Raw genomic sequence first — 23046 nt, 5'->3', positions numbered from 1 at the left:
ATCGCGGGACAAGCCCGCTCTCATAGAACAACGCATGACCATTTGATTTGCGGCACCCTGTGGGAGCGGGCTTGCCCGCGATGAAAGGCGTAGCAGCCTTGCCAGGGCGCCGCATCAGCGCAAGCCGAACGGCGCCAGCTGGAAGCCTTGCTCGTCGACCTGCAACGCCCAACCCTGACGATCCCAGTCACCCAGCACGATGCGCCGGGCGGGTTGGCCATCGACCGTCAGCTTGTGGATCGCTGGCCGGTGGGTATGGCCATGGACCAAGGTGCGAACACCGTAGGTCGCCATCACCTTGGGCACTTCTTCAGGCGTGACATCCACGATCTCGGACCCTTTCATCTGTGCCTGCGTGTGACTGCTCTCGCTGCGTAGCTTGCGTGCCAGCTTCTGGCGCGTGGACACCGGCAGGTGCTGCAGGATCCACACGGTGAGCGGGTTACGCAAGTAGCGGCGCAACTTCATGTAGGCGAGGTCGCGTGTGCACAGGGTATCGCCATGCATCAGCAATACCGACTCGCCACCGAGCTGCACCACGGTGGGATCGTCCAGCAGGGTGCAGCCTGCGGCTTCGCAGAAGCTGCGGCCGATCAGGAAATCGCGGTTGCCGTGCATCAGGTAGACCACCGTGCCGCTGTCGCTCAGCCGTCGCAGGGCCTGGCAGATCGACTGCTGGAAGGGCGTCATGGCGTCGTCGCCGATCCAGACCTCGAAGAAGTCGCCGAGGATGTACAGCGCCTTGGCATGGCGGGCGCGGCCGTCGAGCAGATCAAGAAACGCCCGGGTGATGTCCGGGCGTTCTTCTTGCAGGTGCAGATCGGAGATCAGCAGGATCACTCAATGATCTCGGCTTTCTCGATGATCACGTCGTCCTTCGGCACGTCCTGGTGGCCGGCCTTGGAACCGGTGGACACGCCTTTGATGGCATCGACCACTTCCCGGCCTTCGATCACTTCGCCGAACACCGCGTAGCCCCAGCCCTGGACGTTCTTGCCGCTGTGGTTGAGGAAGTCGTTGTCGGCGACGTTGATGAAGAACTGCGCCGAGGCGGAGTGCGGTTCCATGGTGCGGGCCATGGCGATGCTGTACTTGGCGTTCTTCAGGCCGTTGTCGGCTTCGTTCTGGATCGGCGCGCGGGTCGGTTTCTGCTTCATGCCGGCTTCGAACCCACCGCCCTGGATCATGAAGTTGTTGATCACGCGGTGGAAGACGGTGCCGTCGTAGTGGCCTTCCTTGACGTATTGAACGAAGTTCTCGGTGGTTTTCGGTGCCTTTTCGGCGTCCAGTTGCAGGACGATGTCGCCGTGGTTGGTGCTCAGTTTGACTTTGGACATGCTGGAATTCGCTCTTTCAAGGCATTCGGGAATAGGGTGCGCAGGGCGCGTACTTGTCACCTGACGCAGGATCGGGCGACCACGACACAAGGCGCGCGGCGGCCATTTTGCCAGCTTGCGACAAATAGCTGCGATAAATCGCGCCTGTTTGTCCGAGCCCGGCTGTCAGCAGCTTGACTGCTTCGGCTATGATAGGCCCTTTGATTCAATCGGCCTACCCAGGCCGAACACCAGCATTCAAGGATCCTATGAGCAAGCCCACTGCCGACAACGCGCCCAACGCCGCTGCCAAAGGCGCTCCCGCCGTCCCTGCGAACTTCCTGCGGCCGATCGTCCAGGCCGACCTGGACTCGGGCAAGCACAGCAGCATCGTCACCCGCTTCCCGCCGGAGCCCAACGGCTACCTGCACATCGGCCATGCCAAGTCGATCTGCGTGAACTTCGGCCTGGCCAAGGAGTTCGGTGGTGTCTGCCACCTGCGTTTCGATGACACCAACCCGGCCAAGGAAGACCAGGAGTACATCGATGCCATCCAGCGTGACGTCAAGTGGCTGGGCTTCGAGTGGGCCGGCCCGGTGCGCTTCGCCTCGGACTACTTCGACCAGCTCCACGACTGGGCTGTCGAGCTGATCAAGTCGGGCGATGCCTATGTTTGCGACCTGACCCCCGAGCAGGCCAAGGAATACCGCGGCAGCCTGACCGAGCCAGGCAAGAACAGCCCGTTCCGCGAGCGCAGTGTCGAGGAGAACCTGGACCTGTTCGCACGTATGAAGGCCGGCGAGTTCAAGGATGGCGAGCGCGTGCTGCGCGCCAAGATCGACATGGCCTCGCCGAACATGAACCTGCGCGACCCGATCCTGTACCGCATCCGCCATGCCCACCACCACCAGACCGGTGACAAGTGGTGCATCTACCCGAACTACGACTTCACCCATGGCCAGTCGGACGCCATCGAAGGCATCACCCACTCGATCTGCACCCTGGAGTTCGAAAGCCATCGTCCGTTGTACGACTGGTTCCTCGACAAGCTGCCGGTGCCGGCACGCCCGCGCCAGTACGAGTTCAGCCGCCTGAACCTGAACTACACCATCACTTCCAAGCGCAAGCTCAAGCAGCTGGTGGACGAGAAGCACGTCGATGCCTGGGACGACCCGCGCATGTCGACCCTGTCGGGCTTCCGTCGCCGCGGCTACACGCCGGCCTCGATCCGCAACTTCTGCGAAATGATCGGCACCAACCGTTCCGACGGCGTGGTCGACATGTCGATGCTCGAGTTCAGCATCCGTGACGACCTCGACCGCACCGCGCCGCGTGCCATGTGCGTGCTGCGCCCGCTGAAGGTGGTCATCACCAACTACCCAGAGGGCCAGGTGGAGCAGCTCGAGCTGCCGCGTCATCCCAAGGAAGACATGGGCGTGCGCGTGCTGCCGTTTTCCCGCGAGCTGTACATCGACCGCGACGACTTCATGGAAGAGCCGCCGAAAGGCTACAAGCGCCTGGAGCCGGCCGGTGAGGTGCGCCTGCGTGGCAGCTACGTGATCCGTGCCGACGAAGCCATCAAGGACGCCGAAGGCAACATCGTCGAGCTGCGCTGCTCGTACGACCCCGACACCCTGGGCAAGAACCCCGAGGGCCGCAAGGTCAAGGGCGTGATCCACTGGGTGCCGGCCGAAGGCAGCGTCGAATGCGAAGTGCGCCTGTACGACCGCCTGTTCCGCTCGCCGAACCCGGAGAAGACCGAGGAGGGCGGCAGCTTCCTGGACAACATCAACCCGAATTCGCTGCACGTGCTGACCGGCTGCCGCGCCGAGCCGTCGCTGGCCCAGGCCGCGCCTGAGGACCGCTTCCAGTTCGAGCGCGAAGGCTACTTCTGCGCCGACCTCAAGGACAGCCAGCCGGGCCGTCCGGTGTTCAACCGCACCGTCACCCTGCGTGACTCCTGGGGCAGCTGAGGAATCGCCGTGCTTACCATCTACAACACCCTGAGCAAGACCAAGGAAGCCTTCAAGCCCCTGGACGGCAACAAGGTGCGCATGTACGTGTGCGGCATGACCGTATACGACTACTGCCACCTGGGCCATGGCCGCAGCATGGTGGCCTTCGACCTGATCACCCGTTGGCTGCGCAAGAGCGGCTACGAGCTGACCTATGTGCGCAACATCACCGACATCGACGACAAGATCATCAACCGCGCCAATGAAAACGGCGAGCGTTTCGATGAGCTGACCGCGCGCATGATCGATGCCATGCACGAGGACGAGCGCCGCCTGAACATCCTGCCACCAGACCAGGAGCCGCGTGCCACCGACCACATCCCCGGCATGCACGCGATGATCCAGACCCTGATCGACAAGGGCTACGCCTACGCGCCGGGTAATGGCGACGTGTACTACCGGGTCGGCAAGTTCGTCGGCTACGGCAAGCTGTCGCGGCGCAAGATCGAAGACCTGCGCATCGGTGCGCGCATCGAAGTCGGTGAGGCCAAGCAGGACCCGCTGGACTTCGTCCTGTGGAAGGCCGCCAAGCCGGGCGAGCCGAGCTGGGAGTCGCCGTGGGGGCCAGGCCGTCCGGGCTGGCATATCGAGTGCTCGGTGATGTCCACTTGCTGCCTGGGCGAGAGCTTCGACATTCATGGCGGCGGCAGCGACCTGGAGTTCCCGCACCACGAGAACGAGATCGCCCAGAGCGAGGCGGCTACCGGCAAACCGTACGCCAATGCCTGGATGCACTGCGGGATGATCCGGATCAACGGCGAGAAGATGTCCAAATCGTTGAACAACTTCTTCACCATCCGCGACGTGCTCGATAAGTACCACCCGGAGGTGGTGCGCTACCTGCTGGTGGCCAGCCACTACCGTAGCGCCATCAACTATTCCGAAGACAGCCTGCGCGAGTCCAAGGGCGCCCTGGAGCGCTTCTACCATGCGCTGCGTGGGCTGCCGCGGGTGGCGGCCAAGGGCGGCGAGGAATTCGTCGAGCGCTTCAGCGTTGCCATGAACGATGACTTCGGTACCCCCGAAGCCTGTGCGGTGCTGTTCGACCTGGTGCGCGAGATCAACCGCCTGCGCGATGTCGACCCACAGGCCGCCGCAGGCCTGGCAGGCCGTCTGCGCGAACTGGGCGATGTGCTGGGTGTGCTGCAGCTGGAGGCCGATGACTTCCTGCGTGCCGGTGCCGAAGGCAAGGTCGATGCGGCCGAAGTAGAAGCGCTGATCCAGGCGCGCCTGCAGGCGCGTGCGGACAAGAACTGGGCCGAGTCCGATCGTATCCGCGACCAGCTGACCGCCATGGGCGTGGTGCTCGAAGACGGCAAGGGCGGGACCACCTGGCGCTTGGCTGACTGATCCATCGAGTGGGGCTGCTTTGCAGCCCAATCGCGGGGCAAGCCCGCTCCTACAGGTTGTTCACCGATCCCAAGGGGCATGGAGAATCTGTGGGAGCGGGTTTGTCCCGCGATTGGGCCGCAATGCGGCCCTATTCGTTATTTGGGTAGACCACCCGTAGGGCAATGCAGCACCAGCTTCGCCCCACCCAGCTCACTGGCCCCCACCTCCAGCCGGAACCCATGCAGGTCGACGATCGCCGCGACGATCGACAAGCCCAACCCGAACCCCGGGTGACGATGGCCTTCCTCGCTGCGATAGAAGCGTTTCAAGACCGCCGCACGCTCATCCTCGGGAATGCCCGGCCCGCTGTCCTCGATGGCGATATGCACGCCAGTAGCATCATGGCTGGCGTGGATGCGTACCTGCCCGCCGTCGGGGGTGAACTTGATGCCATTGCCTACCAGGTTCGCCAGTGCCTCGAACAACAGTTCCCGGTCGCCATGCAGGGGCGGTAGCTGCTCCGGTTGCACGAGCGCCAGACGAATGCCGCCATCCTCGGCCAGGGGCAGGTAGAAGTCGTGCAGCTCCACCAGCAAGGCGTGCGGGTCCAGTTCGACGAAGCCCGCGCGTCGCTGGCGATCTTCCAGCTCGCTGATGCGCAGCAGGCCACGGAAGCGTGCCATCAGTGTGTCGGTTTCGCCGATGGCCTGGTCCAGGGCCTGCGCCTCGGGAGCGTGGTCGCCGCTTTGCTGGCGGATCCGATACAACTGGGCCCGTAGGCGGGTCAGCGGTGTGCGCAGATCGTGGGCGATGTTGTCGCAGACGCCCTTGACCTCGTGCATCAACCGTTCGATGCGATCGAGCATGGCGTTGACGATGGCTGCCAGCATGTCCAGTTCGTCACGCCGGGCCGACAGGGGCAGGCGATGGGTGAGGTCACCGGCGACGATCAGCTCGGCCTGGGCCTGGATCGCGCGGATGCGCTTGAGTGGCCTGCGGCGTAGCAGGTACCAGCCGGCGAAGCCGGGGATCAGGGTCAGGGAAATGCCCCAGAGCAGGGCATGGAGGATGATCCGGGTGACCACGAACAAGGAGCCGTTGTCACGCACCAGCACCAGCCAGCGACCGTCCTTGACCTGGATCGCCACCGCATCGCAGCTGTCGCGGGGTACGTGTGGGTCGTCGGCGTCCAGGCAGCGCTTGAGCTCATGGACTTGGCCGTCCAGGCCGAGCTCTGGCGGAATGGCGCGGATCCGGCCGCTGATCGGGTTGAGCTGGGCGTCGAACAGGCCGTAGGCATCGAAGCTGCGCTCCTCGAAGGCCTGGCTGGCGATCAAGGCATCGTCCAGCTGCTTGCCGGTCATATGGGCGAACAGATGCTGACGCTGCAGCATGGAATGGCGGGTGAGCTTGTTCAGGTAGCTGGACACTTCGAAGTACAACACCCCCATGAGGATGCTGCTCCAGGCCACGAACAGAAAGCTGTACAGTGCCAGCAGGCGGCTGGTCGAAGAACTCCAGCCCTTAGACGGGTTCGGCAATGGCATAGCCGGAGCCCCGCACGGTACGGATGAGCGGGCTCTGGCCGGGCGGGTCGATCTTCTTGCGCAGGCGGCCGATGTGCACATCGATCAGGTTGGTGCCCGGGTCGAAGTGATAGCCCCAGACTTCCTCGAAGATCATCATCCGGGTGATCACTTGGCCGGCGTGACGCATCAGGTACTCCAGCAGCTTGTACTCGGTGGGCAGCAGGTTGAGGGTCTGCTCGCCGCGGCGGGCCTCGTGGCTGATCAGGTCCAGCTCCAGGTCGGCTACCTGCAGCCGGGTCTGGGTCATGGGCACGCTGTTGCGACGCAGCAGCACCTCGACCCGGGCGGCCATCTCGTCGGAGGCGAAGGGTTTGGTCAGGTAGTCGTCACCCCCGGCACGCAGGCCCCGCACCCGCTCGTCGACATCGGACAGCGCGCTGATCATCAGGATCGGCGTGGCGATCTTCAGGTTGCGCAAGGTGGTGACGATGGTCAGGCCATCGACCTCCGGCAGCATACGGTCCAGGGTGATCAGGTCATAGCCACCGCCGATGGCCTTGGACAGGCCCTCGCGGCCATTGTCGGCCCAGTCCACCTCCAGGCCATGGCTGGACAGTTCGGCGACGATCTCCTGGGCGGTGACGGCGTCGTCTTCGATGGTCAGTACGCGGGGCATGCTAGTACCTGGGCAGCGATTGGAGATTCGATTGTGCCAAAGAATAGACAACGGCGGATTTAAGAAAAATTCATCTGGCGGCTCTCACCCGATTGCCGCTCCTACAGGGGGCGTGGGCCTCAATGAAAACGGGGCATGCCATTGCTGGCATGCCCCGCGTTTCAGAGTAGGCCGAAGCCTCAGGCGACCTTGACGATCCAGCCTGCTGGCGCTTCGACGTCACCGCTCTGGATGCCGGTCAGCTCGTTGTAGAGCTTCTGGGTAACCGGGCCGACTTTTTCCAGGTCGTGGAACACGTGCAGCTTGCCGTTGTACTCGATACCACCGATCGGGGTGATCACCGCGGCGGTACCGCAGGCACCGGCTTCGATGAAGCGGTCGAGCTTGTTGATCTCGACGTCGCCCTCGACCACTTTCAAGCCCAGGCGCGAGGCAGCCAGCTCCATCAGCGACAGGCGGGTGATACCTGGCAGCACGGAGGCCGATTTCGGCGTGACGAACTCGTTGTCCTTGGTGATGCCGAAGAAGTTGGCCGAGCCGACTTCCTCGATCTTGCTGTGGGTCAGCGGGTCCAGGTAGATGGCATCGGCGAAGTTGTTCTTCTTGGCCTCGGCGCCTGGCATCAGGCTGGCTGCATAGTTGCCACCGACCTTGGCTGCGCCGGTGCCTTGCGGGGCCGCGCGGTCGTAGCTGGAGATCACGAAGTTGTGCGGCTTCATGCCACCTTTGAAGTACGAGCCGACCGGGATGGCGAAGATCGAGAAGATGAACTCGGGGGCGGTGCGCACGCCGATGTTGTCGCCGGTGCCGATCACGAACGGGCGCAGGTACAGGGCACCCTTGCCGTGCGGCGGCACGAAGCGCTCGTTGGCCTTGACCACTTGCTTGCAGGCCTCGATGAACACGTCGGTCGGCACCTGCGGCATCAGCAGTCGGGCGCAGCTGCGCTGCATGCGGGCGGCGTTCTGGTCGGGGCGGAACAGGTTGATCGAACCGTCCTTGCAACGATAGGCCTTCAGGCCTTCGAAGCATTGCTGGCCATAGTGCAGGGCGGTGGAGCCTTCACTGATGTGCAGCACATTGTCTTCGGTCAGGGTGCCTTTGTCCCACTCGCCGTTGCGCCATACGGACAGGTAGCGCTTGTCGGTCTTGATATAGTCGAAGCCCAGCTTGTCCCAGTTAATGCTCTCGTTACTCATGACACCCTCTTGTATTGCCTAGGGCCTGATCGCTCAGGCTGCTTTTATATGCGCACCTCGCCACGATAATACATCCGCCGCGGATCGGAAACGTCCAGTCATGAATTGGCGCCAGGTTGTATAGGCTTGGATCTGCAACGCACTACGCAAAGGGCATGAAAGGTTTCATCAAGGTTCACCTGCAAAGTTGGCCCACTCCCTGCTATATCCCAGCCAGCGAATATTGATCGAATGGTCAGGCCAGCGCCGCTGCATGGCGTTGTGCAGGACCTTTCCGATGGCCGTGAGGCCTGGTACAGCAAGGGCTACAGGATGTCGTTGGCAGAGCAGGTCGAACAGAACGGGCAGGAGGCAGGCTGGCGTGCGCAGTTGCAATTGCGCTTCATCCAGCGCCAGGGAATGACCTGCCTTGGTGCACGGCGGCACGTCGGTCCTCTTTTGGTGCAGCGCCCGTTTCACCCCGAAGGCGCGCCCTGCCATGTCTATGTGTTGCATCCGCCTGGCGGCATCGTCGCTGGTGACCGGCTGGCACTGGATGTTCACCTCGAACCGGGCAGCCACGCGCTGTTGACCATGCCGGGGGCGAGCAAGTTCTACCGCAGCATCGGCCCGACCGCGCAGCTCGTGCAGCGTTTCCACCTGGCCGCCGGCAGCACCCTGGAGTGGCTGCCCCAGGACAGCATCTTCTTTGATGGGGCCCGGGCCAGCCTCGATAGCCGCTTCACCCTCGAACCCGGCGCCCGGTTGCTGGCCTGGGAGACCCTGTGCCTCGGTCGGCCGGTGATGGGCGAGCGCTTCGCGCAGGGGGCCTTGGACAGTCGCCTGCATATCGAAATGCCTGACGACATCGGCCTGCACGAGCGGCTGCGTATCGAAGACGGTCGGCTGGAGAAGCTGGGTGGTCATCCCTTGGTCGCCACTTTCTGCGCCGCGCCTGCAACTAGCGCTGTGCTGGAGAAGGCCAGGCAAGTGCTCGAAGGCCTGGGCAACCCGGCCGGCGCAACCTTGCTTGGGCAGCTACTGGTGATTCGCTTGCTCGACCACGACAACCAAAACCTGCAACACACCCTGCAGCGCCTCTGGCACATGCTGCGTCCGGCCGTCCTTGGCCTGGCGCCGTGCCCGCCGCGCATCTGGGCCACCTGAGAGAGACGCCATGGAGCTGACCCCGAGAGAGAAGGACAAACTGCTGCTGTTCACTGCCGCGCTGTTGGCCGAGCGGCGCCTGGCACGTGGTTTGAGGCTCAACTACCCCGAGGCGGTGGCGCTGATCAGCGCCGCAGTGCTGGAGGGTGCGCGTGATGGGCGCAGTGTGGCCGAGCTGATGAGCCTGGGCCGCGAGGTGCTGCAGCGAGAACAGGTCATGGAGGGCGTGCCTGAGATGCTGCATGACGTGCAGGTCGAGGCGACTTTTCCCGACGGCACCAAGCTGGTGACCGTGCATGACCCCATCATCTAAGGAGCCGAGCATGATTCCCGGAGAAGTCCAGGTCGTAGAGGGCGACATCGAGCTCAATGTCGGCCGCGAAACCCTCAGCCTCAGCGTGGCCAACCATGGCGACCGGCCGGTGCAGGTCGGCTCGCATTACCACTTTCATGAAGTCAACCCGTGCCTGGTCTTCGAGCGCGCGGCGGCGCTCGGGTTTCGCCTCGACATCCCCGCTGGCACCGCGGTGCGCTTCGAGCCAGGGCAGGCGCGGACCGTGCAACTGGTGGCCTATGCCGGCAAGCGCGAGGTCTTCGGCTTCCAGGGCAAAGTGATGGGCGTCTTGGAGGGCAAGGCATGAGCCGCATTTCCCGGCAAGCCTATGCCGACATGTTCGGCCCTACCGTGGGCGATCGCGTGCGCCTGGCCGATACCGCCTTGTGGGTCGAAGTGGAAAAGGACTTCACGATCTACGGCGAGGAGGTCAAGTTCGGCGGCGGCAAGGTCATCCGTGACGGCATGGGGCAAGGCCAGATGCTCGCCGCCGAAGCCATGGACCTGGTGCTCACCAATGCCCTGATCATCGACCACTGGGGCATCGTCAAGGCCGACATCGGCGTGCGCAGCGGGCGTATCGCCGCCATCGGCAAAGCGGGCAATCCCGACGTGCAGCCGGGTGTCACCGTGCCGATCGGCCCGGGCACGGAAGTGATCGCCGCCGAGGGCAAGATCGTCACCGCAGGCGGCATCGACTCGCATATCCATTTCATCTGCCCGCAGCAGGTGGAGGAAGCATTGACCAGCGGCGTCACCACTTTCATCGGCGGCGGTACCGGGCCGGCCACGGGCACCAATGCCACCACTTGCACCCCCGGGCCCTGGTACCTGGCGCGCATGCTCCAGGCCGCCGACAGCCTGCCGATCAACATCGGCCTGCTGGGCAAGGGCAACGCTTCACGCCCCGAAGCGCTGCGCGAACAGATCGCCGCCGGCGCGGTGGGCCTGAAGCTGCATGAGGACTGGGGCTCTACGCCTGCCGCCATCGACTGCTGCCTGGGTGTGGCCGAGGCGCTGGACATCCAAGTGGCGATCCATACCGACACCCTCAACGAGTCCGGCTGCATCGAAGACACCCTGGCGGCCATCGGCGATCGCACCATCCATACCTTCCACACCGAAGGCGCCGGCGGTGGCCATGCGCCGGACATCATCCGCGCGGCGGGGCAGGCCAACGTGCTGCCGTCGTCCACCAACCCGACCTTGCCCTATACGGTCAACACTGTGGACGAGCACCTGGACATGCTGATGGTCTGCCATCACCTGGACCCGAGCATCGCCGAAGACGTGGCCTTCGCCGAGTCGCGCATTCGCCGCGAAACCATCGCCGCAGAGGACATCCTCCACGACCTGGGCGCCTTCGCCATGACCTCGTCGGACTCCCAGGCCATGGGCCGAGTCGGCGAGGTGGTGCTGCGCACCTGGCAGGTGGCCCACCAGATGAAGCTACGCCGCGGGCCTCTGGCACCGGACAGCGGCTACAGCGACAACTTCAGGGTCAAGCGCTACATCGCCAAGTACACCATCAACCCGGCGCGGACCCACGGCATCGCCCATGAAGTAGGCTCGGTGGAAGTGGGCAAGCTGGCCGACCTGGTGCTGTGGTCGCCTGCTTTCTTCGCGGTCAAACCGGCGCTGGTCATCAAGGGCGGAATGATCGCCACTGCTCCCATGGGTGACATCAATGGCTCGATCCCGACCCCGCAGCCGGTGCACTACCGGCCCATGTTCGGCGCCCTGGGTGCGGCCCGCCACGCCACACGCATGACCTTCCTGCCCCAGGTGGCGATGGACCGTGGCCTGGCCGACGAGCTTGGCCTGCGCAGCCTGATCGGTGTGGCCCATGGTTGCCGACGGGTGCGCAAGGCCGACATGGTCCACAACAGCCTGCAGCCCCATATCGAGGTGGATGCCCAGACCTACCAGGTGCGCGCCGACGGTGAGCTCCTGGTGTGCGAACCGGCCCGCGAACTGCCGCTGGCCCAGCGCTATTTCCTGTTCTGAAGGAGTGCCCATGATTATCCTGACCCGCCGGATCGCCGAGGCCGACACGGTGACCGGCACCGTAACCCTGGATGTGGACCGGCGCATCAAGAGCCGTTTGCGCGTAACCCTGGACGATGGGCGCGAAGCCGGGCTGATGCTCGAACGCGGCCACCTGCTGCGTGGCGGCGAACTGCTCACCGATGCCCAACGTTCGCAGGTGGTGAGGGTCGTGGCGGCCCCCGAGCAGGTGTCCACGGTGCGTTGCGTCGACCCGTTGCTGCTGGCCCGTGCTGCCTATCACCTGGGCAATCGCCACGTGCCGCTGCAGATCGAGCCGGGCCTGCTGCGCTACCAGCATGACCCCGTGCTGGATGACATGCTGCGCGGCCTGGGCCTGGTGGTGCTCACCGAGCAGGCGCCTTTCGAGCCCGAGGCAGGCGCCTACCAGAGTGCGCCCCATGCCCACGAGCATCCCTTCGTACGCCTGCCTGCCCATTCATGACCCTCAAGGAGCTTTCGATGAAAAAGACGTTCACCCTGGTTCTTCTCCTGCTGGCCTTGCCGGCGTTCGCCCACCCAGGCCATGACGGCAACCCCTTGCATGACGGTCTGCTGCACCCACTGACCGGCCTGGACCACCTGCTCATGCTGCTGGGCACCGGCGTGCTGGCGGCCTTGACCCGGCGCAGCCTGAGCTTGCCGCTGGCCACCCTGGCAGCGATGTTCGCAGGCGCGGTGTGTGGCCATTACTTCGGAGATGTGATGGGCATGGAAATGATGATCGCCGTGTCCCTGGTGGTGGCTGCCGGCGCCATGTTGCTGCCCAGCCGCCAACTGCTGTTGGCGCTGGCCATGCCGCTGTTCGCCCTGTTCCATGGCTGGGCCCATGGCGTGGAAGCGACGCCAAGCGCGTTCTGGCTGTTCAGTGCCGGCTTCGTCACGGTCAGCGGTTTGCTGTTGCTGGCAGGTTTCGCGGTGGGGTGCCTGTTGCGCCGCCATCAACGGCTGCAAAAAGCCTTCGGTGGCGGCCTGCTGGCTGGCGCGGCCTTGGTGCTGGCCGGCTGATGAAGAACGATATGGCGCTGTTGCGCCTGCTGCAACTGGCGAGCCCCGGCCTGCCGGTGGGTGGCTTCACCTATTCCCAAGGCCTGGAGTGGGCTGTGGAAGCCGGCTGGGTGCACGATGTCGCAAGCTTCGCCGCCTGGCAACGCGAGCAGTTGCACGACACCCTTGGTTTTCTCGATTGGCCGGTGCTGGTGCGGCTCTACCAGGCTTGCCTGGACGATGATGCCGAAGGCTTCGACCACTGGAGCCGCTTCCTGTTGGGCAATCGGGAAACCGCCGAGCTAAGGCTGGAAGAGCAGCAGCGTGGCAGCGCGTTGGCGCGCATGCTCGACGGTTGGCAGCTGGGCCAGGCACCGGCCTGGCGGGCAAGCCTTGAGCGCTGTCAGTTGGGTGGCATGGCCTGGCTTGGCGTGCACTGGTCCATCCCGTTGCGTCAGTTGGCCCTGGGCCATGGCTACGCCTGGCTGGAAGGGGCGGTGATGGCGGGCGTCAAGCTGGTGCCGTTCGGCCAGCAAGCCGCCCAGACCCTGCTGCGGGACCTGGGCGAGGCGCTACCTGCCGTGCTCGAAAATGCCCTGGTTCTTGCCGACGACCAGCTCGGCGGCGGCCTGCCGCTGCTGGCGATCGCCTCGTCACGCCACGAAACCCAATACACCCGTTTGTTCAGATCCTGAGGACTGCCTTGATGCAACACTACCAGCAACCCCTGCGCGTCGGTGTCGGCGGCCCCGTCGGCTCCGGCAAGACTGCACTGCTCGAAGCCCTGTGCAAGGCCATGCGCGATCGCTACCAGATCGCCGTGGTGACCAACGACATCTACACCAAGGAAGACCAGCGCATCCTCACCGAGGCCGGCGCCCTGGAGCCCGAGCGCATCGTCGGCGTGGAGACCGGCGGCTGCCCGCATACCGCCATTCGCGAAGATGCCTCGATGAACCTCGCTGCCGTGGAAGCGCTGGCGCGCAAGTTCGGCAACCTCGAGGTGATCTTCGTGGAGAGCGGCGGCGACAACCTGAGTGCGACGTTCAGCCCAGAGCTGGCAGACCTGACCATCTATGTGATCGATGTGGCCGAGGGCGAGAAGATCCCGCGCAAGGGTGGGCCTGGCATCACCAAATCGGATTTCCTGGTGATCAACAAGACGGACCTGGCCCCCTATGTCGGCGCTTCGCTCGAGGTCATGGCCAGTGACACCCGACGTATGCGGCCGGAGCGGCCCTGGACCTTCAGCAACCTCAAGCAGGGTGAAGGGCTGCAGGCGGTGATCGATTTTATCGTCGAGCGTGGGATGCTGGGCGTCAGGCACTGAGTGCCCTCGGGTGCACGTCAAAGCCCTTTGCGTGCATCCGCCGGGTGGCCTTGTAGCGAGCCTTCGAGCTTGAGGGTCGTCCCGTCGGCCAGGGTCAGCACCAGATCCTCGATGGTCCCGGCCAGGCGATCCGGGAAGATCGGCTGACCGTCGGGGTCGACATCGTCGTAATAGAACCGCGTGCCCTCAAGCCAACCGAGGGCGGTCTGCAGGTCGGGACCGAGGTAGTACTTGCCGTCGAGGAAGAAGCCGGTGAACTGCCAGGTACGCTCTTCGTTATCCACTGTATAGCGTTCGCCAGGTTGCATGCCGGTTTTGGGGTCGAGCATCCGATGAGCCTCCGTTGGTGGTAGGTACTGGGTAGAAACCACCCCCTGCGTAGAGGTTCCTTACAAAAGACGGAAGTGTTTCTGACTGTGGCGCGATGGAATCGCTGGCAGCCTGCGCAGTCCCACCTGATAGGTGGGCATGTATGAAGCCCGATATCCCTCGCCATGGAGAAATGTCATGAAAGCAGTGGTAATGACCGCATTGCTGGCCACCGCCGGCCTCGCCCAGGCCGCGCAGACGGTGGAATTGAAACTGGCCGGCCCGGATGGCCCGGGCAAGCCGATCGGCACGGTCACCCTCGAACAGGGCAAGTACGGCACCTTGCTCACCCCGGACCTCAAGGACCTGCCACCCGGTGTGCACGGTTTCCATTTGCACCAGCGCCCCTCGTGCGACCCGGCCGAGGAAAACGGCAAGCCGGTGCCGGCCGGTGCCGCAGGCGGGCATTGGGACCCGGATGCGACCAATGCGCACAAGGGCCCCTATGATGACAGCGGCCACCGCGGCGACTTGCCGGCGCTGTATGTCGGCGCCGACGGCAAGGCCATGACGCCGGTATTGGCGCCCCGGCTCAAGACAGAGGACTTCAAGGGCCATGCCCTGATGGTGCATGCCGGTGGCGACAACCACAGCGATCACCCCGAGAAGCTGGGCGGCGGTGGCGCCCGGGTTGCCTGCGGGGTCGTTCAGTAGGGTGTCTGCAGGGTCTGTAGGAGCGGGCTTGTCCCGCGATCAAGGGCGACGCCCTTGCCATCCAAGCGCGGTAACCGGGCCGGCCAATCGCGGGGCAAGCCCGCTCCTACAGGCCCCATGAAAAATATGCTCAAGCCATAGGCAAATCCTTGGCCACCGAAGCGCCGGCCAGCCCGGCGCTAAGGTATGGTGGCAGGAAAAATCCCGCGCGCCGCCCACGGCGCCAGAGAGGTGCCTGTGGCTTCCTATACCTTGCGTCAACTCAAGTACTTCGTCACCACCGTGGAAGCGGGCAGTGTCGCCGAGGCGTCACGCCAGCTGTACATCGCCCAGCCGTCCATCTCCACGGCCATCAAGAGCCTGGAAGAAAGCTTCGGTGTCCAGTTGTTCATCCGTCACCATGCCCAGGGCGTGTCGTTGACACCCAGCGGCAAGCGCTTCTATGCCAAGACCAAGGCTCTGCTGCAGATGACCCATGAATTCGAGCAGAACGCCCTGGCCGACAACGACACCGTGGCCGGGCAGATCGACATCGGGTGTTTCGAGACTGTGGCGCCGTTGTACCTGCCCAGGTTGATCGCCGGCTTTCGCGAGCGCTACCCAGGCGTGGATATCCGTTTGCGCGATGGTGAGCAGCAGGACCTGATCCAAGGGCTGACTGCCGGTACCTTCGACCTGGCATTGCTCTACGACCACGACCTCGATGGCACCATCGAGGCCGAGCCACTGATGGCGCCGCAGAAGCCCTACGTATTGCTGCCGGAGAAACACCGCTTCGCCGGCCAGGCCCAGGTATCCCTGCGTGACTTGTGTCCGGAGCCGATGATCCTGCTCGACGTGGCGCCGAGCCGAACCTATTTCGTGAGCCTGTTCAACGAGATGGGCCTGACACCGAACATCGTCTTCAGCTCGCCGTCGATCGAGATGGTGCGGGGAATGGTGGGGCAGGGGTTCGGTTTTTCGCTGTTGGTGACCCGGCCGCATTCGCCATACACCTACGATGGCCAGCGCTTGGTGACCGTGGATATCGCCGAGCCGGTGGCATTGTCGGGGCTCGCGGCGGCGCGGCTGAAGCGCGTGCAACTGACCAAGCCGGCGCAGTTGTTCGTGGAGTTCTGCCGGGAGCAGCTGGAGCAGCTATAAAAAGCATCGCGGGGCAAGCCCGGGCCCACATCCTTGTACGGGGCTTGTCCCGCGATCGCCTCACACCTGATCCGGCACCACGGCGATCACATCGATTTCCATCAACCATTCAGCCTGTGCCAACCCCGCCACCACCAACCCGGTGGAGATCGGGAACACGCCCTTGAGCCACTTGCCGACTTCCTGGTACACCGGCTCACGGAAGCGTGGGTCGGTGATGTAGGTGGTGGTCTTGACGATGTGCGACAAGTCCGAGCCCGCTTCTTCGAGCAACTGCTTGACGTTCTTCATCGCCTGTTCGGCCTGGGCACGGGGGTCGCCCAGGCCCACCAAGCGGCCTTCGAAGTCGGTGCCGACTTGCCCTCGTACATAGATGGTATTGCCGGCGCGTACCGCCTGGCAGAGGTCGTTATCCAGCGTCTGGTTGGGGTAGGTCGCCTTGGTGTTGAACATGCGGATACGGGTATGGGTAGGCATCAGTGTGCTCCGAGGGTGCTGACTTTCTTGTTCGAGGAAGGGACACGTTCGGCATCCGCTTCGCGCTGCTGTCGATCGCGGTAGGCCTGGTAGGTGCGTTGGGTGGCGATATGGCCGGCCACATGCTTGGCGTCGTGCCACACGCCCCAGATGAACGACGAGCCGCGACGTGACAGCCAGGGCAGGCCGAGGAAGTACACGCCAGGTTCGCGGGATACCCCGCGTTGGTGCTGTGGCTTGCCGTTGGCATCGAAGGTGTCGACCTGCAGCCAGCTGAAGTCCACGCCATAGCCGGTGGCCCAGATGACGGTGCTCACGCCTGCCTTGGCCAGGTCCAGGTCACGCAGCGGGTTGGTGATGCAGTCGGGGTCCGGCAGGCGCTTGCGGGCCTCGGGCTCCTCCGGCAGGTCCAGGCCGTTGCGCTCGACGTAGGCATCGGCCGCATCGAGCAGGGCCAGGTAGTTCTCGTCGCCGCGACGGATGTTGTCGGCCAGATCCGCCTGGAAGCGCACCACGCCGTTGTCGAACGATTGGGTCAGGCCGACCAGGGTCATACCCTGATGGGCCAGGGCGCGGAAGTCCACGGTATGGCCGCCGCGGGCACCGCTGACGGCGATGGTCACATGTTCCCGGCCGGGCTTGGCGATCTCGGCGTCCCATTCGCCGAGCACACCCAGCCACCAGCAGAAATCGCGGTTGCGGTAGCTGCGCGGTGGGCGGTCATGGGCACCCACTGACAAATACACCTGGCGCCCGGCGCGCATCAGCTCTTCGGCGATCTGCACCCCGGAAGAGCCCGCGCCAACCACCAGCACGGCGCCCTCGGGCAGTTGCGCGGGGTTGTAGTAGGCGGCGGAATGGATCTGGTGCAGGCGTTCGTCCTTCGGCGCGATGGCTGGGATCACCGGGCGTTGGAACGGCCCGGTAGCGGCTACCACGCGGTTGGCGCGTATCACCCCCTCACTGGTCTCGATGATGAAGCCCGGGCGATCGGTGTTGCGTACCACGCGCTTCACGTCGACGCCGGTGCGCACGGGCAGGTTGTACGTGCGGACATAGGTCTCGAAATAATCGGCGACCTGGTCCTTGCCGGCGAAGGCGTCCGGATCCAGGTCGAATTCAAGGCCTGGGAAGCGGTCGTGCCAGACCGGGCCGTTGGCCACCAGTGAATCCCAGCGCCCGGTGCGCCAGGCTTCGGCGATGCGCTTGCGTTCGAGCACCAGGTGCGGCACGCCGAGTTTGCTCAGGTGTTCGCTCATGGCCACGCCGGCCTGGCCGGCGCCGACCACGAGGGTGTCGATTTCGAGGTTGTTCAATGTCATGTCTGAGCCCTTCTTCGAAGGCGGTTTTATTCAGGTCGGTGGGGTACCGCCTTTGCCTGGGGCCAGACTAGGGACGCCGCTTGGATCGCGAAAATATTATTTAGCTAATGCTTGCCCATAAATTAACGAAGGCCTTGATCTGCGGGGCTTCAAGGTGTGTTCAGAGGCGTTGGGGAGACGCGTTTCCTCTGTTTTATCGGCGTAGTTTTTTGCTTGCCAAGTCCTAGGAAAAAGTTGGTTTCGTGGGCCGTTGGCTTTTGCCCAGAATGCAGTTACCCGCGCGCAAAGTTGTTGTTTGGCGGGACTCGAACAGACCATCAGGAGCCTTGGAACATGACCTTTTCCATCATCGGCCGCTGCCCGGAAACCGGACAGCTCGGTATCGCCATCAGCTCGTCGAGCATCGCCGTGGGGGCTCGTTGCCCCTGGGTGCGCGCTGGCGTTGGCGCGGTGGCCACGCAAAACATCACGTTGCCGGCCTTGGGCCCCCAAGTGCTGGACGCCCTGGAGCACGGGCAGGCGCCGAGCACAGCCCTGGAACAGGTGCTCAGGGCCAACGGCTGGAGCGAGTACCGCCAGGTGACGGTGATCGACAGCCAGGGCCAGGTGGCCCTGTTCACCGGCAGGGAGGCGCTGGGTGTGCACAACGCGGTGGCCGGCCAGCAATGTGCGGCAGCGGGTAACTTGTTGTCCTCTGTCCATGTGATCGAGGCGATGGTCGAGGCGTTCGAGCACGCTGCGGGGCACCTGGGCGATCGTTTGCTGGCGGCCATGCACGCCGCAACGGCTGCCGGTGGCGAAGCGGGGCCGGTGCATTCGGCCGCGATGAAGATTGCCGGTGACCTGACCTGGCCGCTGGTCGACCTGCGGGTCGACTGGGCCGACGACGACCCCATCGGCGCTTTGGGCAAACTGTGGCAGGACTATCGCCCACAGATGCAGGACTACGTGACCCGTGCGCTGGACCCCACTGCTGCGCCCAGCTACGGAGTGCCTGGCGATGAATGAGTCGAGCAGCCGCGACCTGCTGGCGCGGCTGGTGGGTTTTGCCACCGTCAGCCGCGACTCGAACCTGGAGCTGATCGGCTTCATTGGCGATTACCTGGCCGGGTTGGGGGTGGCGTGCGAGCTGTTTCTCAACGACGAAGGCAGCAAGGCCAACCTGTTCGCCACCATCGGCCCTCAGGACCGCGGCGGTGTGGTGCTGTCCGGGCATACCGACGTGGTACCGGTGGACGGCCAGGCTTGGACGGTCGAACCCTTCACCTTGACCGAGCGCGATGGACGTCTCTACGGGCGTGGCACCGCCGACATGAAAGGCTTCATCGCGTCGGTGCTGGCGGCGGTGCCAGCATTCCTCGCCCAGCCATTGAAACTGCCGGTGCACCTGGCGTTTTCCTACGACGAAGAGGTCGGCTGCCTGGGCGTGCGCTCCCTGCTCGCCGCCCTCGAGCAACGTGCCCACAAGCCACGGCTGTGTCTGATCGGTGAGCCCACCGAACTCAGGCCGGTGCTCGGGCACAAGGGCAAGCTGGCCATGCGCTGCCAGGTGCAGGGCGCAGCCTGCCATTCGGCCTATGCACCCTATGGTGTGAATGCCATCGAATACGCTGCGCGGCTGATCGGCAAGCTGGGCCAGATCGGTGACAGCCTGGCTCGGCCCGAGCACCACGATGAACGCTTCGATCCGCCGTTCTCTACGGTACAGACTGGTGTGATCAAGGGGGGCAGGGCGTTGAACATCGTCCCGGCCGACTGCGCGTTCGACTTCGAGGTGCGCGCCTTGCCTGGTTTCGAGGCCCAGACCGTGGTCGACCAGCTGCAGGCCTATGCCCATGCCGAGTTGTTGCCGCGTATGCGTGCGGTGAGCGCCGACAGCGACATCCGCTTGCAACCGCTCAGTGCCTACCCAGGATTGGCGACGTCGGCCGACAGCGAGGCGGCGCAACTGGTGGCGCTGCTCAGTGGTTCGGATGCGTTCGGCACCGTGGCGTTCGGCACCGAAGGCGGGCTGTTCGATCAGGCAGGTATCCCGACCGTGGTATGCGGGCCGGGCAGCATGGACCAAGGGCACAAGCCGGATGAGTTCATCAGTCACGAGCAGTTGCGCGGGTGCGATGCGATGTTGCAGCGCTTGGTGAAGCACCTGAGCGTTGGTTGAGGCCTGTACCGACGCTATCGCGAGCTTGCCCCGCGATAGCGTCAGTTCAGCCAAAAAAAGCCTTCCAGGCTTACATCGCCTCAGGCTTGAACAGCTTCTTCTTCATCACACCTTTGATCCACACCACCGCGATCAGCGAAACGACCGCCAGTACCACCCCGGCAACACCGAAGATCTCCCCGGTCATTTCCGGGCTCGGCGAGGCATACCAGATCGCATACAGCATCCCACCGATGCCGAACACCTGCGGCAGTGGGTAGAACGGTGTGCGGAACGGACGCGCCAGGTGCGGGTAGCGACGGCGCAGGGCGATCACATCCAGATGCACGATGATGTACGCCAGCAACCAGGCCAGGGCAGCGGAAAGCAGCAGCAGGTTGATCGCCGCAGCGTTCTGGCCCATCACCAGGATCGGCAGGCCGGTGATGGCCGCGACGAACAGCACCGCTACCCAGGGCGTATTGGCGCGGGCGCTGAGCCGTTTGAACTGCGGGAACGCCTGGCCGTTGCAGGCCATGCCGTAGAGCATCCGCGGAATGGCTGCCAGCGAAGTGTTGAGGGTACTGCAGGTGGCGGTGACCGCCGCGATCACCAGGAACACTTCGCCGGTTTTGCCGAACACCGTGGTGGCGAACAGGTAATGCGGCAAGGCGTCGCTAGACAGCGCCTGGCGTGGCACCAGGAACAACGCGCCCAGGCCATACAGGGCGATGGTGGCGAATATCACGGTCAGGCCGATCATCATCGAACGTGGGATATTGCGCTCCGGCTTGCGGGTTTCTTCTACCAGCGAGCAGACGAACTCGGCGCCGACGAAGCCCCACACGGCCATGGCGGTCAGTGCCAGCACGCCTGCGCCCATGGGGTTCCAGTCGCCTTGCAGCAGGGCGTGGGTCGCGCCGGCGTCATGGCCCTCACGGATGGCCGCGATGCCCAGAATCAGCAGCACGATGACCATTACCACCGCCATGGCGTTCTGCAATTTGGCGAAGATATCGATGCCCATGAGGTTGAGCACGGTGAACAGGCCGAGCACGGCGAAAGCCACCGAGAACTGCGGGAAGACCCCGGGGTAGACCTTGCCGACGATCAGGTCGAGCAGCAGCAGTTCGGCCGACAGGGCGAACATGGCCACCACCACGTAGCCGGAAAAGGTCGCCAGGATGGCCGGGAAGTGGCCCAGGGCGACTTCGGTGTAGCTGGAGAGGCTACCGGCGCGGGGTATGAGCAAGGCCAGCTCGGAGAACGAACAGGCATAGCTCAGCGCCAGCAAATAGGCCAGGCCCAGCGGCACGATGAAGCCAAGGCCCGCGGCACCGACGCCTTGCAACATCATCACCATCACACCCTGTGACACCACCAGGCCGATGGCCACGGCCAACAGCGAACCCAACCCCAATACCCGGCGAAAGCCGGCATGATTCGCCTGCGCGGTGGCAGGCATGGACGCACTCGTACTCATCGTGTTCACCGCTCTTTGTTGTTGTAGTTGCGGCGAATACTGGAGCAGGGGACGGGAACGGAAAATTATTAAAAATATGTTCGGTAGGTAGGAAAAAGTTGGGTAGGCCTGGCGATGCCCCTCTAGGCGCAGCCTTGTGCCGCGATGGTCGCAAAGCGGCACAAGGCACGGTTCAGAACGTCGCCTTGACCTGCAGCCCCACGACCAGCGCATTGTCGATGTCTTGCCCGGAAAAGGCCCCCGGCTCGATGATGTACTGCACATCCGGCCGCAGGTTCAGCCACGGCGTGGCCTGGTAGCCATAGCTCAGCTCGACCAGTTGCTCGGCACTGTCGAGGTCGGGGAAGCCCTGCCCGGTGGCCAGCGCCGCATCCTGCAGCACATCGCGGCTACGCGGGTTGGGCACCGCGCGGCCATAACCCAGGGCCAGGGTGTCACGCGGGCGACCCTCGAACGGCTTGTACAGCACCACGCCCGCGCCGTACCACTTGGTGAACGGCGACGCGGCCTTGCTCGAGGCTGAGTACTGGCCAAAGGCATGCAGGGTGCGCCCAGGCGATGTGGGGTCGTTCCACACAGCCTGGTCGACCAGCAGGTAATGGCCGCCGCGACCGGAGACTTCCTTGTCGCTGCCGATGCGCTTCACGTCGGAGCTGTCGTAGTAGTAGCCGAGCTTGTACTCGCCGGGCAATTCGCCCTGCAGCTTGTACACCAGCTCCACTGGCACCACGGTCCCGGTGGTGTGCCGCGGCCCCAGGTGCCAGGCGCGGCTGGAATCACCGTTGCTTTCGGGGTCGACATTGAACGCCGCCACGCGCAATTGCCAGGCGGGCGACAGGTCGTACTTCACCCGCACGCCCAGGTGGGCGTTGGGGTAGTTGGTCCAACCGCTGCCACCGGACATGTTCAGCGGGTGGCCACAGAAGCCTGCGTTCATGAAGTTGCACAGGATGCCGCTGTCCAACCCGCCCAGGTCGTTGCCCATGGCCATGTAGCCGAGCTTGACGTTCAGGGCCGGGGTGAACAGCGTGCGCTCGTAGCTCAGTTCGGTCAGGCGGGTATACAGGCCGCCGTAGTTTTCCTGGATCGGCAGGCGGTTGCCCACGAGGTCTTCGGAGGCACTGTTGCCGCGGCGATCGTTGAGGGTTAGCTGGACCTTGCCGCCGTTCGCCAGGCCGTAGAGCCGGGAGAGGTCGAACTGCACGCCGAGCTTGAGGTTCTGTGAGTAGCGCGCAGAGCGGTGCAGACCGCCATGGGCGCTATAGGCGGTTTCGCCGCTGTAGTCGCCGGTGAACCTGATGCCGTCTTCTTCGAGCTGGTGGCGCAGGCCGCCCCAGTCACCGGTCAGGGTGTTGCGGGTCGTCAGGTCGCTGCTGGCCAGGGCGGTGGTGCTGGCCAGGGCCACGAACAGGGCGATGGGGATGACACGAAAAACGGGTGGCATTGCAAAATCTCGGGAGTTGTCTGTAGGGAATCATCGCGGGACAAGCCCGTTCCCACAGGCCAGCGGCATGCACGGACCTTATAGGGCTTGACCCGCGATGGGGC

The 23046-nt window shown here is 64.3% G+C and carries 22 protein-coding genes and 2 pseudogenes; 14 read left to right on the top strand and 10 right to left on the bottom strand.

Features of this window, described 5'->3' with window-relative positions:
• Positions 1–114: 114 nt before the first annotated feature.
• Both K8374_RS13905 and K8374_RS13900 read right to left on the bottom strand, forming a co-directional pair.
• Complete coding sequence (locus K8374_RS13905; protein ID WP_224456040.1) at positions 115–840, bottom strand: UDP-2,3-diacylglucosamine diphosphatase; 726 nt, start codon at positions 838–840, stop codon at positions 115–117.
• Positions 837–1337 carry a peptidylprolyl isomerase gene (locus tag K8374_RS13900; protein ID WP_224456039.1) on the bottom strand — a complete coding sequence of 167 codons (501 nt, stop codon included), beginning with the start codon at positions 1335–1337 and terminating at the stop codon, positions 837–839. The genes K8374_RS13905 and K8374_RS13900 overlap by 4 nt, the downstream gene beginning before the upstream one ends.
• A 248-nt stretch (positions 1338–1585) precedes the next feature.
• Between K8374_RS13900 and K8374_RS13895 the strand changes: the two genes are divergently transcribed.
• Entirely contained in the window at positions 1586–3289 is a 1704-nt protein-coding gene (locus tag K8374_RS13895; protein WP_224456038.1) for a glutamine--tRNA ligase/YqeY domain fusion protein, read from the top strand.
• 9 nt (positions 3290–3298) lie between these two features.
• Positions 3299–4681, top strand: a complete 1383-nt coding sequence (cysS, locus tag K8374_RS13890) for a cysteine--tRNA ligase (RefSeq protein WP_084856894.1) — start codon at positions 3299–3301, stop codon at positions 4679–4681.
• A gap of 137 nt (positions 4682–4818) precedes the next feature.
• Here the strand turns inward: cysS and K8374_RS13885 are convergent, their stop codons facing one another.
• The 3 genes from K8374_RS13885 to K8374_RS13875 all read right to left on the bottom strand — a co-directional run bounded on the left by K8374_RS13885 (position 4819) and on the right by K8374_RS13875 (position 8067).
• A complete protein-coding gene (locus K8374_RS13885; protein WP_084856896.1) occupies positions 4819–6210 on the bottom strand; it encodes a sensor histidine kinase in 1392 nt (463 codons plus the stop codon).
• Positions 6188–6868, bottom strand: a complete 681-nt coding sequence (locus K8374_RS13880; RefSeq protein WP_084856898.1) for a response regulator transcription factor — start codon at positions 6866–6868, stop codon at positions 6188–6190. The genes K8374_RS13885 and K8374_RS13880 overlap by 23 nt, the downstream gene beginning before the upstream one ends.
• A gap of 179 nt (positions 6869–7047) precedes the next feature.
• Positions 7048–8067 (bottom strand): branched-chain amino acid aminotransferase, encoded by a 1020-nt coding sequence (locus K8374_RS13875; protein ID WP_084856899.1) that lies wholly within the window; start codon positions 8065–8067, stop codon positions 7048–7050.
• 312 nt (positions 8068–8379) lie between these two features.
• Between K8374_RS13875 and K8374_RS13870 the strand changes: the two genes are divergently transcribed.
• The 8 genes from K8374_RS13870 to ureG are packed head-to-tail and all read left to right on the top strand — an operon-like array spanning position 8380 to position 13910.
• Positions 8380–9213, top strand: coding sequence for an urease accessory protein UreD (locus K8374_RS13870; protein ID WP_224459326.1), 834 nt, complete (start codon positions 8380–8382; stop codon positions 9211–9213).
• A gap of 10 nt (positions 9214–9223) precedes the next feature.
• Positions 9224–9526: an urease subunit gamma gene (locus tag K8374_RS13865; protein WP_224456037.1), complete on the top strand. Its 303-nt coding sequence runs from the start codon at positions 9224–9226 to the stop codon at positions 9524–9526.
• Between the two features lie 10 nt (positions 9527–9536).
• The gene (locus K8374_RS13860) at positions 9537–9854 is read left to right on the top strand and encodes an urease subunit beta (RefSeq protein WP_224456036.1); all 318 of its coding nucleotides are present in this window, start codon (positions 9537–9539) and stop codon (positions 9852–9854) included.
• Positions 9851–11554: an urease subunit alpha gene (gene ureC, locus K8374_RS13855; RefSeq protein WP_224456035.1), complete on the top strand. Its 1704-nt coding sequence runs from the start codon at positions 9851–9853 to the stop codon at positions 11552–11554. Before K8374_RS13860 ends, ureC begins: the two co-directional genes overlap by 4 nt.
• A gap of 10 nt (positions 11555–11564) precedes the next feature.
• On the top strand, positions 11565–12038 hold the full coding sequence (gene ureE / locus K8374_RS13850) for an urease accessory protein UreE (RefSeq protein WP_224456034.1): 474 nt from the start codon (positions 11565–11567) through the stop codon (positions 12036–12038).
• Positions 12039–12055: 17 nt separating this feature from the next.
• On the top strand, positions 12056–12601 hold the full coding sequence (locus K8374_RS13845) for a HupE/UreJ family protein (protein ID WP_224456033.1): 546 nt from the start codon (positions 12056–12058) through the stop codon (positions 12599–12601).
• Positions 12601–13275 carry an urease accessory protein UreF gene (locus tag K8374_RS13840; RefSeq protein WP_224456032.1) on the top strand — a complete coding sequence of 225 codons (675 nt, stop codon included), beginning with the start codon at positions 12601–12603 and terminating at the stop codon, positions 13273–13275. Before K8374_RS13845 ends, K8374_RS13840 begins: the two co-directional genes overlap by 1 nt.
• A gap of 11 nt (positions 13276–13286) precedes the next feature.
• A complete protein-coding gene (gene ureG / locus K8374_RS13835) occupies positions 13287–13910 on the top strand; it encodes an urease accessory protein UreG (protein ID WP_224456031.1) in 624 nt (207 codons plus the stop codon).
• A gap of 65 nt (positions 13911–13975) precedes the next feature.
• Here ureG and K8374_RS13830 read toward each other — a convergent pair.
• Positions 13976–14239, bottom strand: a pseudogene (locus tag K8374_RS13830) (short chain dehydrogenase); the annotation flags it as partial.
• A gap of 178 nt (positions 14240–14417) precedes the next feature.
• On the opposite strand from K8374_RS13830, the gene sodC reads away from it, so the two are divergent.
• Both sodC and K8374_RS13820 read left to right on the top strand, forming a co-directional pair.
• Positions 14418–14933: a superoxide dismutase family protein gene (sodC, locus tag K8374_RS13825; RefSeq protein ID WP_224456030.1), complete on the top strand. Its 516-nt coding sequence runs from the start codon at positions 14418–14420 to the stop codon at positions 14931–14933.
• A gap of 237 nt (positions 14934–15170) precedes the next feature.
• Positions 15171–16076: a LysR family transcriptional regulator gene (locus K8374_RS13820; protein ID WP_084856998.1), complete on the top strand. Its 906-nt coding sequence runs from the start codon at positions 15171–15173 to the stop codon at positions 16074–16076.
• Positions 16077–16136: 60 nt separating this feature from the next.
• Here K8374_RS13820 and K8374_RS13815 read toward each other — a convergent pair whose 3' ends face one another.
• Together K8374_RS13815 and K8374_RS13810 are read right to left on the bottom strand one after the other, a co-directional pair.
• Positions 16137–16553, bottom strand: a complete 417-nt coding sequence (locus K8374_RS13815; protein WP_224456029.1) for a RidA family protein — start codon at positions 16551–16553, stop codon at positions 16137–16139.
• Positions 16553–17909: pseudogene (locus K8374_RS13810) on the bottom strand (flavin-containing monooxygenase). Before K8374_RS13810 ends, K8374_RS13815 begins: the two are co-directional and overlap by 1 nt.
• A gap of 299 nt (positions 17910–18208) precedes the next feature.
• Between K8374_RS13810 and K8374_RS13805 the strand changes: the two are divergent.
• Together K8374_RS13805 and argE are read left to right on the top strand one after the other, a co-directional pair.
• Positions 18209–18883 carry a DUF1028 domain-containing protein gene (locus tag K8374_RS13805; RefSeq protein WP_224456027.1) on the top strand — a complete coding sequence of 225 codons (675 nt, stop codon included), beginning with the start codon at positions 18209–18211 and terminating at the stop codon, positions 18881–18883.
• The gene (argE, locus tag K8374_RS13800) at positions 18876–20036 is read left to right on the top strand and encodes an acetylornithine deacetylase (RefSeq protein WP_224456026.1); all 1161 of its coding nucleotides are present in this window, start codon (positions 18876–18878) and stop codon (positions 20034–20036) included. Before K8374_RS13805 ends, argE begins: the two co-directional genes overlap by 8 nt.
• A 70-nt stretch (positions 20037–20106) precedes the next feature.
• Here the strand turns inward: argE and K8374_RS13795 are convergent, their stop codons facing one another.
• Both K8374_RS13795 and K8374_RS13790 read right to left on the bottom strand, forming a co-directional pair.
• Positions 20107–21480 carry an APC family permease gene (locus tag K8374_RS13795; RefSeq protein ID WP_224456025.1) on the bottom strand — a complete coding sequence of 458 codons (1374 nt, stop codon included), beginning with the start codon at positions 21478–21480 and terminating at the stop codon, positions 20107–20109.
• A gap of 190 nt (positions 21481–21670) precedes the next feature.
• Positions 21671–22942 (bottom strand): carbohydrate porin, encoded by a 1272-nt coding sequence (locus K8374_RS13790; protein ID WP_224456024.1) that lies wholly within the window; start codon positions 22940–22942, stop codon positions 21671–21673.
• Positions 22943–23046: the final 104 nt, after the last annotated feature.

The organism is Pseudomonas sp. p1(2021b), assembly GCF_020151015.1.
In the GTDB taxonomy this organism is placed as follows: domain Bacteria; phylum Pseudomonadota; class Gammaproteobacteria; order Pseudomonadales; family Pseudomonadaceae; genus Aquipseudomonas; species Aquipseudomonas putida_K.
Note: the sequence above shows the minus strand (reverse complement) of the source record. Positions and strands in the feature narration are given on the sequence as shown.

Excerpts from the sequence above, each read along its gene's own strand:
- K8374_RS13900 (WP_224456039.1), bottom strand. The coding sequence starts at position 1,337 with ATGTCCAAAGTCAAACTGAGCACCAACCACGGCGACATCGTCCTGCAA.
- K8374_RS13895 (WP_224456038.1), top strand. The coding sequence starts at position 1,586 with ATGAGCAAGCCCACTGCCGACAACGCGCCCAACGCCGCTGCCAAAGGC.
- K8374_RS13885 (WP_084856896.1), bottom strand. The coding sequence starts at position 6,210 with ATGCCATTGCCGAACCCGTCTAAGGGCTGGAGTTCTTCGACCAGCCGC.
- K8374_RS13880 (WP_084856898.1), bottom strand. The coding sequence starts at position 6,868 with ATGCCCCGCGTACTGACCATCGAAGACGACGCCGTCACCGCCCAGGAG.
- K8374_RS13875 (WP_084856899.1), bottom strand. The coding sequence starts at position 8,067 with ATGAGTAACGAGAGCATTAACTGGGACAAGCTGGGCTTCGACTATATC.
- K8374_RS13870 (WP_224459326.1), top strand. The coding sequence starts at position 8,380 with ATGTCGTTGGCAGAGCAGGTCGAACAGAACGGGCAGGAGGCAGGCTGG.
- K8374_RS13865 (WP_224456037.1), top strand. The coding sequence starts at position 9,224 with ATGGAGCTGACCCCGAGAGAGAAGGACAAACTGCTGCTGTTCACTGCC.
- K8374_RS13860 (WP_224456036.1), top strand. The coding sequence starts at position 9,537 with ATGATTCCCGGAGAAGTCCAGGTCGTAGAGGGCGACATCGAGCTCAAT.
- ureC (WP_224456035.1), top strand. The coding sequence starts at position 9,851 with ATGAGCCGCATTTCCCGGCAAGCCTATGCCGACATGTTCGGCCCTACC.
- ureE (WP_224456034.1), top strand. The coding sequence starts at position 11,565 with ATGATTATCCTGACCCGCCGGATCGCCGAGGCCGACACGGTGACCGGC.
- K8374_RS13845 (WP_224456033.1), top strand. The coding sequence starts at position 12,056 with ATGAAAAAGACGTTCACCCTGGTTCTTCTCCTGCTGGCCTTGCCGGCG.
- K8374_RS13840 (WP_224456032.1), top strand. The coding sequence starts at position 12,601 with ATGAAGAACGATATGGCGCTGTTGCGCCTGCTGCAACTGGCGAGCCCC.
- ureG (WP_224456031.1), top strand. The coding sequence starts at position 13,287 with ATGCAACACTACCAGCAACCCCTGCGCGTCGGTGTCGGCGGCCCCGTC.
- sodC (WP_224456030.1), top strand. The coding sequence starts at position 14,418 with ATGAAAGCAGTGGTAATGACCGCATTGCTGGCCACCGCCGGCCTCGCC.
- K8374_RS13815 (WP_224456029.1), bottom strand. The coding sequence starts at position 16,553 with ATGCCTACCCATACCCGTATCCGCATGTTCAACACCAAGGCGACCTAC.
- K8374_RS13805 (WP_224456027.1), top strand. The coding sequence starts at position 18,209 with ATGACCTTTTCCATCATCGGCCGCTGCCCGGAAACCGGACAGCTCGGT.
- argE (WP_224456026.1), top strand. The coding sequence starts at position 18,876 with ATGAATGAGTCGAGCAGCCGCGACCTGCTGGCGCGGCTGGTGGGTTTT.
- K8374_RS13795 (WP_224456025.1), bottom strand. The coding sequence starts at position 21,480 with ATGCCTGCCACCGCGCAGGCGAATCATGCCGGCTTTCGCCGGGTATTG.
- K8374_RS13790 (WP_224456024.1), bottom strand. The coding sequence starts at position 22,942 with ATGCCACCCGTTTTTCGTGTCATCCCCATCGCCCTGTTCGTGGCCCTG.